At 32.2% G+C, this 17919-nt stretch carries 16 protein-coding genes; 1 reads left to right on the top strand and 15 read right to left on the bottom strand.

The features are described 5' to 3' along the window. Positions 1–446: 446 nt before the first annotated feature. From JV528_RS06880 to JV528_RS06840, 9 genes are all read right to left on the bottom strand, one after another. Positions 447–530, bottom strand: coding sequence for a hypothetical protein (locus JV528_RS06880; RefSeq protein WP_031789490.1), 84 nt, complete (start codon positions 528–530; stop codon positions 447–449). Positions 531–685: 155 nt separating this feature from the next. Then, positions 686–2050, bottom strand: coding sequence for a hypothetical protein (locus JV528_RS06875; RefSeq protein WP_204177443.1), 1365 nt, complete (start codon positions 2048–2050; stop codon positions 686–688). A gap of 73 nt (positions 2051–2123) precedes the next feature. Continuing rightward, complete coding sequence (locus tag JV528_RS06870) at positions 2124–2615, bottom strand: DUF948 domain-containing protein (protein WP_000383814.1); 492 nt, start codon at positions 2613–2615, stop codon at positions 2124–2126. Positions 2616–2688: 73 nt separating this feature from the next. Beyond that, a complete protein-coding gene (gene murC / locus JV528_RS06865; RefSeq protein WP_000150169.1) occupies positions 2689–4002 on the bottom strand; it encodes a UDP-N-acetylmuramate--L-alanine ligase in 1314 nt (437 codons plus the stop codon). Between the two features lie 23 nt (positions 4003–4025). Next, positions 4026–7850: a DNA translocase FtsK gene (locus tag JV528_RS06860; RefSeq protein WP_065315678.1), complete on the bottom strand. Its 3825-nt coding sequence runs from the start codon at positions 7848–7850 to the stop codon at positions 4026–4028. A gap of 20 nt (positions 7851–7870) precedes the next feature. Beyond that, positions 7871–8467, bottom strand: coding sequence for a YtpR family tRNA-binding protein (ytpR, locus tag JV528_RS06855; RefSeq protein WP_001048371.1), 597 nt, complete (start codon positions 8465–8467; stop codon positions 7871–7873). A gap of 28 nt (positions 8468–8495) precedes the next feature. After that, on the bottom strand, positions 8496–9353 hold the full coding sequence (locus JV528_RS06850) for a DUF1444 domain-containing protein (RefSeq protein WP_065315677.1): 858 nt from the start codon (positions 9351–9353) through the stop codon (positions 8496–8498). A gap of 99 nt (positions 9354–9452) precedes the next feature. Further along, positions 9453–9764, bottom strand: a complete 312-nt coding sequence (locus JV528_RS06845; protein ID WP_000811163.1) for a thioredoxin family protein — start codon at positions 9762–9764, stop codon at positions 9453–9455. A gap of 64 nt (positions 9765–9828) precedes the next feature. Beyond that, positions 9829–10905, bottom strand: coding sequence for a M42 family metallopeptidase (locus JV528_RS06840; RefSeq protein ID WP_001024574.1), 1077 nt, complete (start codon positions 10903–10905; stop codon positions 9829–9831). Positions 10906–10991: 86 nt separating this feature from the next. On the opposite strand from JV528_RS06840, the gene JV528_RS06835 reads away from it, so the two are divergent. Next, a complete protein-coding gene (locus tag JV528_RS06835; protein ID WP_165624795.1) occupies positions 10992–11303 on the top strand; it encodes a PepSY domain-containing protein in 312 nt (103 codons plus the stop codon). Positions 11304–11427: 124 nt separating this feature from the next. On the opposite strand, the gene JV528_RS06830 is transcribed toward JV528_RS06835, so the two are convergent. The 6 genes from JV528_RS06830 to JV528_RS06805 form a co-directional block, all read right to left on the bottom strand. Next, positions 11428–12270, bottom strand: coding sequence for a YtnP family quorum-quenching lactonase (locus JV528_RS06830; protein WP_000689582.1), 843 nt, complete (start codon positions 12268–12270; stop codon positions 11428–11430). Between the two features lie 467 nt (positions 12271–12737). Next, positions 12738–13382 (bottom strand): tRNA (guanosine(46)-N7)-methyltransferase TrmB, encoded by a 645-nt coding sequence (gene trmB / locus JV528_RS06825; RefSeq protein ID WP_001266157.1) that lies wholly within the window; start codon positions 13380–13382, stop codon positions 12738–12740. Between the two features lie 14 nt (positions 13383–13396). Further along, positions 13397–14188 carry a phosphotransferase family protein gene (locus JV528_RS06820; RefSeq protein ID WP_000434769.1) on the bottom strand — a complete coding sequence of 264 codons (792 nt, stop codon included), beginning with the start codon at positions 14186–14188 and terminating at the stop codon, positions 13397–13399. Positions 14189–14738: 550 nt separating this feature from the next. After that, positions 14739–15587, bottom strand: a complete 849-nt coding sequence (gene dat / locus JV528_RS06815; RefSeq protein WP_000411089.1) for a D-amino-acid transaminase — start codon at positions 15585–15587, stop codon at positions 14739–14741. A 3-nt stretch (positions 15588–15590) separates the two neighbouring features. After that, positions 15591–17000: an Mn(2+)-dependent dipeptidase Sapep gene (gene sapep / locus JV528_RS06810; protein ID WP_000265407.1), complete on the bottom strand. Its 1410-nt coding sequence runs from the start codon at positions 16998–17000 to the stop codon at positions 15591–15593. Positions 17001–17488: 488 nt separating this feature from the next. Next, positions 17489–17911 (bottom strand): YtxH domain-containing protein, encoded by a 423-nt coding sequence (locus tag JV528_RS06805; RefSeq protein WP_001051855.1) that lies wholly within the window; start codon positions 17909–17911, stop codon positions 17489–17491. Between the last annotated feature and the right edge of the window lie 8 nt (positions 17912–17919).

Here is a 17919-nt window from a genome sequence, read left to right as displayed (position 1 = left end):
TCTACTAATTATTTCAAGTATATTCCACTTTAAAGCAATAAAATATAATGTTAAAAAATATTCTAACAATATCATATGTATAGTTCAACCCTAAATTGACAGAAAATAATCAATTTTCTAACTATATGATTCAAGACTACCATTTTATGTTTTTTTTGGCTTTTGTTGGAAAATTTTTATTCTATTTTGATATTAAATACCCAATGATGATTGATTTAATTTGTGTTACCATTATAGCTTATTTTGAATAGACATTTATGCTTTTAAGAAAAATTTTCGTTTCTGATGTCTATTATAAATCTAAAAATCTAATACTTACAACCTAACGCTTAATAAAAATTAAAAACCTTTGTATATTAATATAAATCTATAGTGAACATCACTCACCAACATATTCGGCTATATTTGAATTAGTGAACATCATTGTACCTTCTAAGATTCATTGTTTATTTGATTATCGAATATTTTTCCATCTTCAGCTTAAAATGTGCAATATCACTATTATAATCTAACGATGTTACAAACAACATAAATACATGGAATGATCGTGTTGCCTTTCAAAATAAACTGATGATATCAAAAAAGGTAAGCACCTGAATGCCTACCTTTTATTTTGAAATTCAATTTTTAAAAATATAATACATAGCTTACTGCTATGATTGATAATTAAACGATTTTAGTATTCTTAGTCATTGAATGTACGTTTCTCTATTTTACTTTTAGCTTTTTCAACTTTTGCATTTGATTTTTTTGATGCATTTGATGATTTAGCATTTGTTATTTTTGAATTCTTATTACTAGTTTGATTATTCTTTTGAGTTGACTTACTTGAACTACTTTGTTTCTTTGCACCTTGTGATGATTTCTTATTATGTTGCTTTTTCTGACTTGAAGTTTTATTTGTAGATGCTTTTGATGCATTTCGTTTATTTGAAGGTGTTGTTTTTTTAGATTGTTTACCTGATTTCTTGTCAACAGCTGTATTATTAGTTGTTTTTTCATCAGCTTTACGTGTAATAACACCATTTTCAAATTTAGCTTCTTTTTGTTTAACAGTGTCCTTATTATCTGTATTAACTGTCTCTGTCTCTGATACGTCATTCTTTTTAGTAACTAATTGAGGAATTTCTTTCAAGTCATTTTTAGCAACTGGCTTTTCTGCAAATAACGCTTCAGTTAATTGACTCTCTTTTGAACCTGGTGTTAATTTAGCTTGCTTCTGTTTTGCAGCGTTTGCTAATCTTTCAGCTTGTGACTCTTCTTTCGATACGTTTAATGTCGATGCTTTTGGTTCTTCATTTGATACAGCTGCACTTTTATCTGTTTCTGCTTGTGCTTCTTTTTTAGCTTCTTGGATCTCTTGTGCCTCTTGTGATGTATCACTTAAATTATTTGCACTTGCTTCTTCTTTTATCGCTGCTTGTTGTGCTTTCAATGCCACTGCTTTTGATTCTTCATTTGATACTTCTGCACTTTTATCTGTTTCTGCTTGTGCTTCTCTTTTAGCTTCTTGAATCTCTTGTGCCTCTTGTGATGTATCACTTAAATTATTTGCACTTGCTTCTTCTTTTATCGCTGCTTGTTGTGCTTTTAATGCCGCTGCTTTTGACTCTTCCTTTGATACAGCTGCACTTTTATCTGTTTCTCCTTGTGCTTCTCTTTTAGCTTCTTGAATCTCTTGTGCTTCTTGTGATGTATCGCTTAAATTATTTGCACTTGCTTCTTCTTTTATCGCTGCTTGTTGTGCTTTTAATGCCGCTTGCTCATTTTTAGATTTGTTTAAAAATCCTTCAACACGTTCTTTTGTAAAGGCAACCGTTTCTTCAAGTTGCGTTTTTCTTTCTTCAAACTTTTGCGACAGTTCTTGTTCTTTGACTTTTAAATCATCTGCTTTTTGATAAACTTTATTTTTAAAATACAAGCCTAAAGCTGAACCAACAAGCGCGCCAGTTATAAAACTAACAACAAAATCTTTACGGTTCGGTAGTGGTTCATTTTGATAAGTGTGTTTATTTTTTAATGTTCTTTTATTATTTTGTTGCTGCGTCATTTGTATATCCTCCTATAACAAATGCACTTAAATAAGTAACAACCTCATTTAAGTGCATTTGTTTAATTATTAATTATTTATCTACTCGAGAAGTATAGCTATGATTTGCATCAGTTGCTACATTATTAGCTTTGTAATTTGCACTTCCACGACGGTAGTGTCTATTTTGCCATTTGTCTGCAATTTCCATTGCAACATTTGACCATTGAACAACTTGTGAGATTTTATCTTCATTTTGAGAAATATTATGTGTAATTGAATTTGTTACACGATCTACAGAGCTGTTTAACGTTTGTACTGAGTCACCGATACCTTTAACAGCATCTACAACTGAGTTTAAACGATCTACTTTACCTTGAATATCCTCAGTTAAACGGTTTACTTTATGAAGTAAATCTGTTGTTTCACGAGTAATACCTTGAACTTGACCTTCTACACCATCAAGTGTTTTTGCAACATAATCTAAGTTTTTCTTAACAGAATTTAATACAGCTACGATACCGATACATAAAATTAAGAATGCAATCGCAGCGATAATTCCAGCAATTGGTAAAATCCAATCCATTAAAAACGCCTCCTAATTAACATGTAATAATGTCATTAATAATAAATACCCATACTACTCTATTATAAACATATTAAAACGCATTTTTCATGCCTAATTTATCTAAATATGCATTTTGTAATTTTTGAATATCACCTGCACCCATAAATAAAACAACAGCATTATCAAATTGTTCTAATACATTAATAGAATCTTCATTAATTAACGATGCACCTTCAATTTTATCAATTAAATCTTGTATCGTTAATGCGCCAGTATTTTCTCTAATTGATCCAAAAATTTCACATAAGAATACACGATCTGCTTTACTTAAACTTTCTGCAAATTCATTTAAAAATGCTTGTGTTCTAGAGAAAGTGTGTGGTTGAAATACTGCAACAACTTCTTTATGTGGATATTTTTTTCGTGCTGTTTCAATTGTAGCACTAATTTCTCTTGGATGGTGTGCATAATCATCTACGATAACTTGATTTGCAATTGTAGTTTCATTGAAACGACGTTTAACACCACCAAACGTTTCTAATGCTTCTTTAATATTTGTAACATCTAGCTTCTCTAAATAACTAATCGCAATTACAGCTAATGCATTTAAAACTGTATGGTCACCATATTGTGGAGACAGGAAGTGATCATAAAACTCACCATCCACATACACATCAAAAGCAGTACCTTTATCCGTAATTTGAATATTTTGAGCATAAATGTCATCCGAATCTTTAAATCCATAGTAATAAATTGGAACATCTGCTTCAATTTTACGTAGATGTTCATCATCACCCCAAGCAATAATACCTTTTTTAACATTATGTGCCATTTCTTGGAATGCATCAAAAACATCATTAATATCTTTGAAATAATCAGGATGATCGAAATCAATATTTGTCATAATTGCGTAATCAGGTTTATAACTTAAAAAGTGACGTCTATATTCACATGCCTCAAAAGCGAAATAATCACTTTCAGGCAATCCCATACCTGTGCCATCACCAATTAAAAATGAAGTCTTTTTATCACCATTCATAACATGTGATAATAAACCTGTTGTAGAAGTTTTACCATGTGCACCAGTTACAGCTACTGAAGTATATTGATCAATAATCTGTCCTAAAAAATCATTATAACTTACAACATCTAATTTCAATTGATGTGCACGTACTATTTCTTCATGGCTACTCGCGAATGCATTACCTTGTATAACTACCATATCTTCTTTTATGTTATTAGCATCAAATGGTAATATTTTTATCCCCTTATTTCTAAGAGCAACTTCTGTAAATACGTAGTTCTCAATATCCGATCCTTGAACTTCATGTCCTAAATCATGCATGATTTGTGCTAATGAACTCATGCCAGAACCTTTAATTCCGACAAAATGATAGTGTGTCATTATATAAAACTCCTTACTCATAATTATTCTTTATTTAAATCTGCTTCCGTAACATAAACATCCCTTGGTTTTGAACCATTAGCACTCGAAACATAACCGAGTTGCTCTAATTGATCGATAATTCTTGCTGCTCTATTATAGCCAATTTGGAAATGTCTTTGGATTAATGATGTTGAAATATGTCCTTCATTAACCATAAATGCACAAACATCATCAAATAATTCATCTTGTGATTGTGTTTGTGTTTTTTTCAACAATTCTTTTTCTTCAAATAGATAGTCCGGTTCTCTTTGTTGTTTGATAAAATCAACAACATCATCAATTTCGTCATCAGAAACAAATGTACCTTGAACTCTAATCGGTTTATTCATACCGCTACCAAGATATAACATATCGCCATATCCTAACAAGCGTTCTGCTCCACCACTGTCTAATATCGTTCTCGAATCTACACTTGATGATACCATAAATGCAATTCTTGTTGGTATGTTGGCTTTAATTAAACCTGTAATTACATTGACAGATGGTCTTTGCGTAGCTACTAACATATGAATACCACATGCTCTCGCTTTTTGAGCAATTCTAGCAATAGACTGCTCAACTTCTTGCGGAGCCATCATCATTAAATCAGCCAACTCATCAATTACTATGACAATTTTTGGCATTCTTTCATCATATGGTGCTTTTTTGTTAAATGCTGTTATATTACGTACATGGTAATGTGCAAATAACTTATAACGTCTTTCCATTTCTTCTACGGCCCATTTTAAACTCTGTGTAGCTGCTTTGACATCTGTAATTACCGGTGCAACTAAATGTGGCAAACCATTATAAGGAGCTAATTCAACCATTTTTGGATCGATAAGTAATAATCTTAATTCCTCAGGGTGATTTTTATATAGTAAAGACATCAAAATACTATTGATACAAACTGATTTCCCTGATCCAGTTGCACCTGCAATTAGTGCGTGTGGCGTTTTAGCAATATCCATAAGTAATGGTTCATTATTAATTCTATACCCCATCGCAACTGTTAATTTAGATTCAGCATTTTTAAAACTTGGAGATTCAATAATAGAACGTAAGTTGACTGTCGTTGGATTTTGGTTCGGAACTTCAATACCAACACGACTAGTTCCTGGAATTGGCGCTTCTATACGAATATCTTTCGCTGCCAATGCCATTTTAATGTCATCTTGTAATGCCGTAATTCTTGAAACTTTAACACCTTTTTCAACTGATAATTCAAATCTTGTAACACTTGGACCTTCAGTTACATCTTGTACTTCTGCAGGTACATTAAAGTAAAATAATGCGTCATTAAGTTCTTTCTTTTTATCTGTAATCCAGTCCTCATCCGGCTCAATAACTAGTGGTTCTTCTAGTAATGAAACACTTGGCAATTTAATATTTGGGCCTTTACGAATCATCGGCTTAGATGTTTGTACAGCTTGATTTGTTGCAACATCTTGCTGATTCGTCCGAGTTCTATTTTCATTAGCTGTATCTTCATTTTGATTTGAAAATGAAGGCTTTAAATCTTTTTGTTGATCATCATTATCTTGTTGTCCACTAGTATTGTTTGGATGTGTTGTTTCTTCGCTTTCTTCAGTTATGTCGCTTACTTCTGAAACTGAAGACGAAGTTGATTGATCAACTTGCTCATTTTCCAATTGATTATCATCTTGGCTTTCTTCAAATATTTCCGTTTGAGTTGAATCAGCAGAAGGTTTCTGCTCTGAATATTGTTGTGCATTTTGATAATCATTTTCTGTTTCTGCATGACCAATAAGTTGATTGTTCTCAACATTGTTTGATGTCATATTATTTGTTTTATATGCATTTGTGTTTGACTCTTGTGAATCAGTGCTTGATGATGGTGTGGCTTGACTCGCAGTCTTGCTTTCGCTCACAGCTTGCTTACTTTGTACAGGCTTTAATTCAGGCACATTGACTTTTGAATGCTTTTTACGATCCATCATACGCTTTTTATCAGATGGCGTCATGACAACATTAAATGGTCTTTTACTTAAAGTTGAAACCTTTTCAGTCTGTTTCTTTGGATTTACGTTTTCAATAGTTTTCTCTTCAACATTTTGTTCACTTTCAGCTGCTTCGTTTTGCACATTTTCTGTAATTTCTGCGTTATGCTTTTCTATTTCATTCATGCTTGAATCTTCCACAACATGACCATCATTCACATCATTCGTTTTCAATGAGTTGACACTTAAGTTTGTTTGGTCATCTTTTTTATGACGCGGCGCTAATTCAATTTCATTATCAACCGTTTTATCGATATTATTAACTTGAGATTCAGTTACTGCGTGCTCTTGCGTTTTAGGAGCGTCTACATGCATTTCAGACGCGTTTCTATTGGTATTATCTTCGCTATTTGAAGTAGTATTCTCATCTACTTCTGTATCATTTAATTCATAAAACTCTGCATCATCGATTTGACTTCCTGAATATTCTTCTTTATTCGTTGCTCCATCTTCTTCTGAATCAGCAATTAATCTTGATTGATTTTTTAGTTCATCTTGATCATTTACTTCAACGTTATGTTGTAGTGCTGATTGACGTTGAGACGTTACATCCGAAACCGTAACTTCATCATCTGACAATTGTTGTGTTGTCGATACTTGATTCAAACTAACTTCCTCATAATTGTATGGACTTTCATCTACATGAGTGTCATCAGTGTCTTCATTTTGTATTGACGCTTGTTTATTTTCATCATTTGATACAGCTTCATTCTCTATGCCATTTGTATGAAGCTGACTAGCCTCTGTACTATTATCTGTTAAGTCACTATCATCATTTAATGAACTATCACCAACATAGCGTTCCGCTTGTTTAGCATACATTTCATCAATTGCACGTTGTATTGCATCTTGCTCTTCGTTTTTATGTTCTTCACGCTTTTGTTGCAACGCTTTTTTAAATCGACGCTTTTGAAGCACTTTACGTTCTCGTTCACGTCTAATTTCTTCAACAATTTGTGAAGCATAAATATTTTCAATTTTGATAGTATTATCAACTTTTGAATAATTAGGCGTTGATTTTGTTGTTGATGATACATTTTCATCTAATGATTTAGATGCAGTTCCTTGTTTGACAACACTATCATTTTGTTTCTCTTGTTCTAAATGTTTATTTTGAGACGTTTGCGTCTTAGCTACATATTTATCATATTTTTGTTTATCTGACTCAACTTTTTCTGAAGGTTTACTTACAGGGATACGACCATTTTCTAACTTTTTAGGTTTCATTGTGCCAAAAATAGCTGACGGTACCTCTGAAGTCTTGAAACTTTCTTTGTGATAATCTGGAGTTGAATCTTTAGCACGATGATTTGTATTATTAGAATACATATTGTGTGTTTTTGACTTGTGCGTTTCCTTCTCAATACCATTAATTGCAGAAACATATGTACCTGGCTTATTCGTATGGTAATGTGAATGATCTTTATATTTTATACTTTGCTGTGATATTTTAGAATTCCCACGTTGTTCACTATAATTTTGTTCTTCAGTTGTTTGATTTCTTCTACGGCGATGTCGTTTTTGTGAACGAGAATCGTGGCTTTGTTTGCGATAGTCTCGATGGTATTGTTCTTTTTCATCTGAAATAGTATCTGCAGATTGTTCAACATTTTCATTTTCATAAGCTACGCTCATAGGAAAACGGAATTTCCCCCTCGGACGACTATAAATATCATTATTTTGAGGCAGTAATGAGTCATGATCGTTATCTATATTTTGTGATTCTTGACGTCTTTTTTTCTTTCTATGAATCAAGTCATCATTTGAATCATTATCTTCGCCGAATAATTTATCAAACCAGCTCATATTTTCACTACCTTCCTTAATTATTCAAAAAATGCTTGTCCAATTTCATAGCTGTCATTTAATACCATAATACCTTTTTCTTCAGGTGCATTAGGTAAATTCAATTCTTTCATTGAACAAATCATACCGCTTGAGGCAACACCACGTAATTCAGCATCTTTAATTACCATACCGCTAGGCATCACTGCACCTACTTTAGCAACAACAACTTTCTGTCCAGCTTCAACGTTAGGCGCGCCACATACAATTTGTAATGTGTCATTTCCAACGTTTACATTTAGTACACTTAATTTATCTGCATCAGGATGTTTGTCTTTAGTTTCAACGTAGCCAACTACAAATTTCGGTGATAGATCAGCATTTAATTTATAATCAAAACCAGCTTCTGAAATACGCTTTTGGAATACATTTACAAGTTCATCAGTTAATTTAATATGACCTGTTTCTTCAATTGTTATATCTTTTGAAATTTCAAAAATATTATAACCTACAACATTACCTTCATTAGTAATTTCAACAACGTTACCTTTTTTATTGTAGTTTAATTCACCTTCAACTGGTTCAATTTGTAAAAATGCGACATCTCCTACATATTTAGGATTGTAAAATAAATTCATTATGACAAAACTCCTTATCCAATTATTTCTATTTATCTTTATTAAATTTACGACGATTTGCTTCTAAACGCTGAATCACGTTTGGATCTCTTTTTTGTTTATTATTTTTACCTAAAATAAATATCGGTTCAAGATGACCCTGTTTATATCCAAAGGATAATGATGTAATTGGAACTAGACCTTTAGTGAAAAATTCCATTGTTAAATGTGCCATCACATCATATCCTGTTTTATTGCGTATATCTGCAATAATTAACACATCTTGGTGTGGCACTGCTACGAGCATTTCGCCTTGACATTGTGCCTCAATTTCATTTAAAAATGCAGTATTTAGTATCCTACTTGCATCATACCCGTCATTTGAGTTAATAAAATAAAAAATATTACCTTTTACTTCATCAGTCGTATATGAATTTGACAATTTTCTAACATTAAACAGAGACATTTCTCTTATTTGTTGTTCAGTTAACTTCAAATCCTCTAACATGCTTTCATCAATTAAACGATATGATTTCCCTAAATCGACTGCATAATAAACTGCTGTTTCTGCAGTATGCTCATCATAGATAAAAGGAACACCTTGTTTAGTTTTTTTATCAAAGCTAGTCGCTCTAATGACAGGCATAATTTGACTAGATGATATACTCTCAAGGGTTTTATCTGCCATTTGTGCAATAGCTTCATCAACGTAATAAACAATTTCATCTACAATTTTTTCTTTTTTATCTTCATATTTTGCGACAATAGCGTTAAGTTTAATCGTGATACCTTTGTTATTATCTGTTCGATAAATACGCAAAGTTTCTTCTTCACGATTAAATTTAAAATCAACGTTTAAATGGCTTAAACGTTCCTTTAATTTATCTCTCATTTGAAAGGTATTCATATGTAACACTCCTAATTTCGCACCTTATAATAGTTTACAATAAATCAACACATAGTAACAGAGAAAAACGAGTATTACCCCGTTTTTCTCTAGTCTAAATTACACGTATTGAGCTAAAAATGCATCTATCTGTTCAATTGATTTTCGTTCTTTTCCAATATAACTTCCAAGCAGTTCTCCATTTTTATATACTAGAAAACTTGGAATCCCCATAATACCATTTTCAATACAAATATCCATAAATTTATCACGGTCTACTGATACGAAGTCAAACATAGGATATCTCGCTTCTAATTCCGGTAAATCTGGCTCTATCACTCTACAATCTGGACACCAGCCTGCAGTGAATTCAAATACTGTAGCACCTTGTTTTAAAGATTCAAATTGTTGTTCTGATTCAAGTTGTTTCATTTTTATGTCTCCTTAATTAATGATTATATATAACTATTTAGAGATAATAGTTGTTATTACCCGATTATTTATATTGTAATGTTTCTATTTGATTATTATCTAAATTACAAATGGCTTCTGAAAGTAAAGATCTAGCTGCAAAATAGTCTCTTATATCAAATACTGAGTCTGTACTATGAATATATCGTGCACATACACCAATAACTGCAGTCGGAATACCAATATTAGCTTTATGAATTTCTCCACCATCTGTTCCACCTGGTGACATATAGTATTGATGTTCAATGTCATGTGCTTCTACTAACTTTAATAAATAGTCTCTAAATGCAGGCTTTAAAATCATTGTACCGTCTTTTATGCGAATTAACGTACCTTTACCAAGTTCACCGGATAATGGTTGGTTACCTTTAACGTCATTGGCAGGTGAACAATCGACTACAAATGCAACGTCTGGGTCTATCATCTCTGCAGATGCTTTCGCACCTCGTAATCCAACCTCTTCTTGAACATTTGCGCCAACATACAAGTCTACATCTAATTCTATATCTTTTAATAATTCTAGTATTTCAATTGCCAAGACACAACCATAACGATTATCCCATGCTTTAGCACTATAACGATGTTCAGATAACTGTGTGAATGGCGTGTGAGGTACAATTGTATCTCCTATATCTATTCCGCGCTCACGCACTTCATCTTCATTTTGAGCACCTATATCTAATGTTAAATCTTTAATTTCCGGTGCACCTTCACTACCAGTACGAAAATGTTTAGGTATATTAGAAACAACACCGATAATTTTATCGCCATTTCTATTTTTAATTACTAAGCGTTGTCCTTGCCAAATATCATTTGCAACACCACCTAAATTTGTGAATTGAATCATTCCATTTTTAGTGATGTTTGTAATCATAAATCCAATTTCATCCATATGTGCTGCAATCATTACACGTTTTGCATTTGGATTTTTAGATTTTTTCACACCAAAAAAACCACCCATACGATTTTCAATAAACTCATCTACGTACGGCGCCATTTGCTGAGTCATATAATTTTTTACTTCTTCTTCAAAACCTGGTGCCCCATGAAGCTCAGTTAACGTTTGAATTCGTTGTAATGTTACTTTTTTATTTATGTTCATAAAAGTTCTCACTCCTTATAAGTTATTATATCATCTTCAATATGGTAAACTAATGATATGAATTTGAAATCAAGGGAGCATAAATGATGACTAAACTGAAATATATAATTCCAACAATAATTGCAGTAGCCATTGTAATTATTTCTATCATTTCAATCATCCAATTTATTAATCGTAAACGCTATAATCCCGTTAAAGTACTTAATGAAGTAAAATCATATTTTATGAATGTCAAAGGCTCATATATCGTTTATGAACCATTCGTTCATCCTGAAACTGATAAATACCGTTTAGTTTATCAAGGTGGAATTACAACTATTAAAAATGGTCAAAATATTCATTATGATTTTTATGCAGATGCATATACTGGTGAAGTCATTAACATTGTAGAGCGTTAATACGAATTTTATCCATATTTGATTTGGATCGTAAAACTTAAAAATGAGCCACACCCTAATTAGTAAGATAGGATGTGGCTCAATTTTTTATTCTTGAAAATTTGTTTAGTAATACATCTTTATTTTAGTTATTATCAACTAATGTTTCACGTAAAATATATGCATCTATGTTTTCACCATCATCGCTGTATTTTACAGCAAAATAGTTTTCATCATGATAAAACAAGAACCAATATTGTTGCTGGATAAAATATGGTATCATGCGTTCCTTTTCACGAATCGATTGCATAGGATAATCATCATATGCCGTTACCCATAGAGGATTTTTATGTGCAGTAGTCGGGAATATATCACCCATATGAACTGCTTTATCTCCTTGACTTTCAATCGTAATGATTGTGTGCCCAAAGCTATGACCTCCACTATGTTGCATCTTGATACCCGGAACCGGTTCAAAATGTTTTTCGAATAAAATCAACTTGTTACTATAATCGCCTTTATTCTTATCCCAGTAAGTTGATTTACTTCTTATATTAGGTGCAATAAACTCATGCCACTCATCTTGTTGCACAACATGAATCGCATTTTCAAAAATTGCATGTCCCGCTTGATCAGTCAAACCGGCTGCATGATCAAAATGCATATGTGTCATTAGCACGTAATCAATATCCTTTGGCGTTAAATTATAATTTGCCAAATCAGCAATTATATGACTTTCTTCATCTACTCCAAAATTACGTAATTGCTTTTCAGATAATTTACCATTACCAATACCCGCATCTATAATCAAATTATATTGAGCCGTTTGAATCAAAATTGGATGTGTCGGTAAATTGATTTGATTTCGTTCATTTGCATTGTATTGCTTTGACCACAACGGCTTCGGAACAACACCAAACATTGCACCGCCATCCATTTTTGTATTGCCGCCATTTAGATAATGAATAGATATATCCCCGATTTTCATAACATCACCTATTCTTTCTGTATTCGTTATTACAATTAGCATGTGTTTATTACATCATATCACTATTCATAAATGCGAACAAAAACGAAACGCCCCACACTAATGCACTTCCAACTACTTATAAAGATTAATGCAATCATATTATATGTAAATGCATCATAACCATCGGACTGTAATTTTAAATTAATAATTAAAATTTCCAAGTAAAATGCAAGATTTATACTTTTAAATCAAAGGTATTTAGTATAACATTGTTCATAGACGCATTATCTCCTTTAGTTATTTGTTTAGTCACTTTTAATTATAGAGATAATTGCGCTTTTTTTATATTCAACATCAAAAAATCGGACAGATGAAAAGTAAATACTTTTTCCATCAGTCCGATTTATTATAGAACCTTTTTCTATAGAACCATTATAGTACAAAAAACACTTATGATTGTATGTGTACATATCCTCATAAGTGTTTTATTTTTGTGAATGGAATTTCGCTTCCATACGATAAATACGTGACCCTTTATCCGAAAATTTCTTTTCATATTCTGTTAAAATATTACTGCCATCGTCTTCTTGATGTAAATTTAGATTTATTTTTGTAAAATACATTCCAAATTGAGACATACTTTCTAAACTGTAGGCAAATAGTCCTCTGTTATCAGTTTTAAAATGTAAATCTCCTTCATCATTTAAGATTTGTTGATACAACGCTAAAAACGTATGATACGTTAAACGTCGTTTTGCATGACGATTTTTTGGCCATGGATCTGAAAAGTTCAAATAAATACGCGAAACTTCGCCGTCTTTAAAATATTCATTTAATTCAATGGCATCATTACAAATAATCTTTAAATTTGTTAAACCCATCTCTTTAACTTTATCCAATACTTTATAAACGATACTTTTCTCACGTTCCATTGAAATATAGTTAATATGAGGATTTTGAGCAGCTAATGTTGTAATAAACTGCCCCATTCCCGAACCAATTTCAATGTGTATCGGTTGCGTTTTATCAAACCATTCAGTCATTTTCCCTGCATGTTGACCGTCCATGTCAACCAATTCAGGATGATCTTTTAAATAATCTTCAGCCCATGGTTTGTATCGAACTCTCATATTTTATTCTCCTCTTAAATAAACATGTTACTATTCATAACTTCATTTAGGAATTTAAGCCAAGTGTTCATATCCTTATATCTTTTTTGCTCTTCATACCATTGAACAAGACCTATAGATTGAATTACCGTATACCATTTCATACGTTTATTTAAATTCAAGCTCTCTTGAACACCATATGTTTCAAGCCATTCAGACCATTGTTGTTGTGGAACATAGTTGTAAAGCAGCATTCCGATATCAATTGCTGGGTCTGCAATCATTGCGCCTTCCCAATCGACTAAAAATAGTTCATCACGATCAGATAATAACCAATTATTATGATTCACATCACCATGTACAACTGTGAAAAAACGTGAATCTAAACTCGGCATATGCTCTTCCAAATAAGTTAATGATTTTCTCACAATATGATGTGTTAAAACTTCTCTTGATAAAGAGGCATTAATTTTATTAAGCATAATCTCAGGAGTAATGGGTTCCATTTCCATACGCTTTAACATACTTAATAAAGGTCTAGAATTGTGTATCTTCTTTAATAAATGTGCAACTCTTGTTTGCTTCATTTCATTTGAAGATAGTTCACGGCCATTTTTCCAATGTTGTGCTGTAACAACCTCGCCTGTTTCTATGCGTTTCGTCCATACTAATTTGGGCACAATACCTTCTGCTGATAATGCCGCAATAAATGGATTTGAATTTCGTTTTAAAAACAACTTTTGTCCATCTTGTTCAGCCATATATGCTTCGCCAGATGCACCACCTGCAGAATCAAGTGTCCACCCTAATTGATAAAACTGCTCCAACTCGTCCACCTCACTTTCAATTAGAAAATGGCTCTAGAAATAGGTTTTTCAAGAGCCATATATTCTAATTTATAACACCATACTGGTACAAATATTATGTCCAGATAATTATTGTAAATCCTTAACTAATGCCTACATTACACGACTAAATTTAAATCGTAATGTCTGTCATTGACACCATACATTCTATAGTCACTTACTTGACATAAAATGTTACCGTGTCTAAAACTACATGTTTTTGTAACTTTTGTAGGCGATAAACTCTAGTTTTCAAAATAATTGCTATCCCATTTTCATGGTTAGCATAAATTTATGAACTGTAACATTTACGTACTTAGTAAAATATGATGCACATCATATTTGTAACTCATAGAAAATTTTATAATTTTTATCATTATATTTCAACTGAAAATGAGAAACAAAATGGCACTTTTTACTAATATGTGTTTTCTAAACAACACTTTTAAGCTTCGTTTTAAATTATAACATAATTCACTTACGAAAGTTGATAAATTTAAGTAATTTAATCTAAAAATATGATGAAAGAATTTTAAATACTGTTTGACTCTATATACTTTTCAAATCCTTCTTGTAGTTGACGCGTAATTGGGCCAACTTTACCATCATTAACTGGTTCACCATCTAATTTAATAACAGGTGTAACCTCAGCTGAAGTACTTGAAACAATAACTTCATCTGCGTTTTTCAAGAAATCTACAGTAAACGTTTCTTCTTTAAATGGGATATTATAGTCTTTGGCAATTTTTTTAATTACAATTCGTGTAATACCATTAAGAATATAGTTGTTAATCGGATGTGTATAAATCACACCGTCTTTAATTGCATAAGCATTACTTGAAGATCCTTCAGTTACAGTTTCGCCTCGATGTTGAATTGCTTCAACTGCATTATATTTCACAGCATATTCTTTTGCTAATACATTTCCTAATAAGTTCAAGCTTTTAATGTCGCAACGTAACCATCGGATATCTTCAACGGTAACACCATTCACACCATTTTCTAAATGATCATAAGGACGATCATAACTCTTTGTATAAGCAACAATTGCTGGTTCCACTTCAGGTGTCGGGAAGCTATGATTTCTTTCAGCTACACCACGCGTTGCTTGAATATAAATTGCCCCAGTTTCAATTTGATTCATATCAACTAATTTACGAGATAGTTCAATTAATTCTTCTACAGAATAATTTAAATCTAAACCAATCTCATTGGCACTACGTAAAAATCTTTCATAATGTTCTGTTACTGTAAATAACTTACCATTATATACTCGAATGTATTCATAAATACCATCGCCAAATACGTATCCTCTGTCGTTGTATGAAACCTTTGCTTCACTTGGACTTACAAACTCACCATTTAAAAAAATTTTTTCCATATATTATTCCTCCACGCATAATGAATAAATTGCTTCTAAGTAAATACTAGTTGCGTTAAATAACTGTTTTTTAGTGATATATTCATTTTTCTGATGCATTAAATCTTCAGAATCACTAAACATTGCGCCAAATGCTACACCCTTGTCTAAGTTTCTCGCATAAGTACCGCCACCTATAGTATAAGGTTCAGTCATATCATTTGTTTGATTTCTATATGCAGTAACTAACTTTTGTACAAAAGGATCATTTTTATCAACATAATGTGGTGGTTGGACTTTACCTAATTTCACTTCAAAGCCATATTGTTGAATCTCATTTGCAAAACGATCCATAGCTTTTTCAAATTCAAATCCCTCTGGGTAGCGTAAGTTGATACCGAAAAGACCCGCATTTTCATTATCATATGTAATAACACCAATGTTAGTTGTCACATCACCCATGACATCTGTATGGAATTTCATTCCCATCTTTTCACCAAAATCTGAATTAAATAAGTAGCGATTACTAAATGCTACAAACGCTTGTGCATTATTATCAAGATTTAATGATGCTAAGAATTTTAGTAAGTAAAGACCCGCATTCACACCGATAGATGGATCCATACCATGAACCGCTTTACCTTCAACTGTTAAAACTAGAATGCCACTATCAACAGTACTATCACCTTGTAAATGATTTTGTTCTAAAAAGTACTCAAAGTCTTGAATAACATCTGTCATATTTTCTTTAACAAGCACTCTTGCTTCTGCATGATCAGGTACCATGTTGTAACGTTCACCAGATTTAAAAGTTATTAATTCATAATCAGGTTCATCTTGATCTTCAGCAAGCTTATCTTGAACTAAGTCAAATGTTGTAATGCCTTTTTCACCATGAATACACGGAAATTCTGCATCTGGTGCAAAACCTAATGTTGGCATTTCTTCTGTTTTAAAATAGCGATCCGTACATTTCCAATCAGATTCTTCATCCGTACCAATAATCATATGAATACGTTTCTTCCAATCCACATTCATATCTTCTAATATCTTAATTGCATAATAAGCAGCAATTGTTGGACCTTTGTCATCAAGTGTACCTCTAGCTATGATAGCATCTTCTGTTACGACCGGTTCAAACGGGTTACTATCCCATCCATCACCAGCAGGAACAACGTCAACATGACATAAGATACCTAATACGTCATTTCCTTTACCTGCCTCAATTCTTCCTGCAATATGATCCACATCATGTGTTGTAAATCCATCTCTATGTGCAATTTCATACATGTAGTCTAATGCCTTACGAGGACCTGGACCAACTGGTGCGTCTTCTGATGCTTTTGCATCATCTCTCACACTTTCAATTGCTAATAATCCTTTTAAGTCATTAATGATTTGATCTTCGTATTGTTGAACTTTTTCTTTCCACATTCGAAATCGACTTCCTTTTTTCTATAAGTTAAACTCTATTTTACATGAAATGATATAAAAACTACAATAAGATGTCAGAAAATAATAAAAAGGAACAAAACGATGCTATCGATATGACACAAATCATTAATAGCTGCTTTGTTCCTTTTTTAATTTATATATTTAAATCAAGAGCTCGAGAAATAAGTCAATGCGCTAGGCACACAATTTAACATTAACTGTAATTAACTGAACGAAAATGCGCCCTGGGGCCCCAACACAGAAGCTGGCCAATAGTCAGCTTTCAATAATGTGCAAGTTGGCGGGACCCAACATAGAGAATTTCGAAAAGATAAAGAAATACGCTTTCTTTAGATATTAGTATTTCTTATGCATGAGTTTCACTCATGTATTCTTCTTTCTAAATACATTTTAGCTATGACTAAAGATAAAGAACCACTATATAATAAATCATAGTGGTTCTTTATCATTTCTGTCCTACTCACATCTTATTCTTTATCAGACAATGCATTTTTATTCTTTTTTAAATCTTCTTCAGTGACGATACGTAAATTATTATTTGGTGCTGCGCCACCTTCATCATCAAATTTACCTTTTTCAATACTTTCGTCAGTCTTATTGTCAAATTCGGTAAATTTTGATTTTTCTTCTTCGAAAAATGCTTTTGGATTATTTTTTAATCTATTAGCATATTCTTTCGGATTTGTTTTTACTTCTTTAATTGTTTCATTTGCAATTGTTCCTAATTGCGTCGCTTTATCCTTAGCATTATCTTTATAGCTTTGAGGATCTTGTTTATATTTATTATATTCTGCTTTCAGCTTGTCACGACTATCTTTACGTGTAACAAGTACAGCTGCTACAGCGCCACCTATACCTAAAATCGCTTTAAATAAATTACCTTTTGCCATATCAATCG

This window comes from Staphylococcus sp. GDB20D11A (assembly GCF_016893255.1).
In the GTDB taxonomy this organism is placed as follows: domain Bacteria; phylum Bacillota; class Bacilli; order Staphylococcales; family Staphylococcaceae; genus Staphylococcus; species Staphylococcus aureus.
Note: the sequence above shows the minus strand (reverse complement) of the source record. Positions and strands in the feature narration are given on the sequence as shown.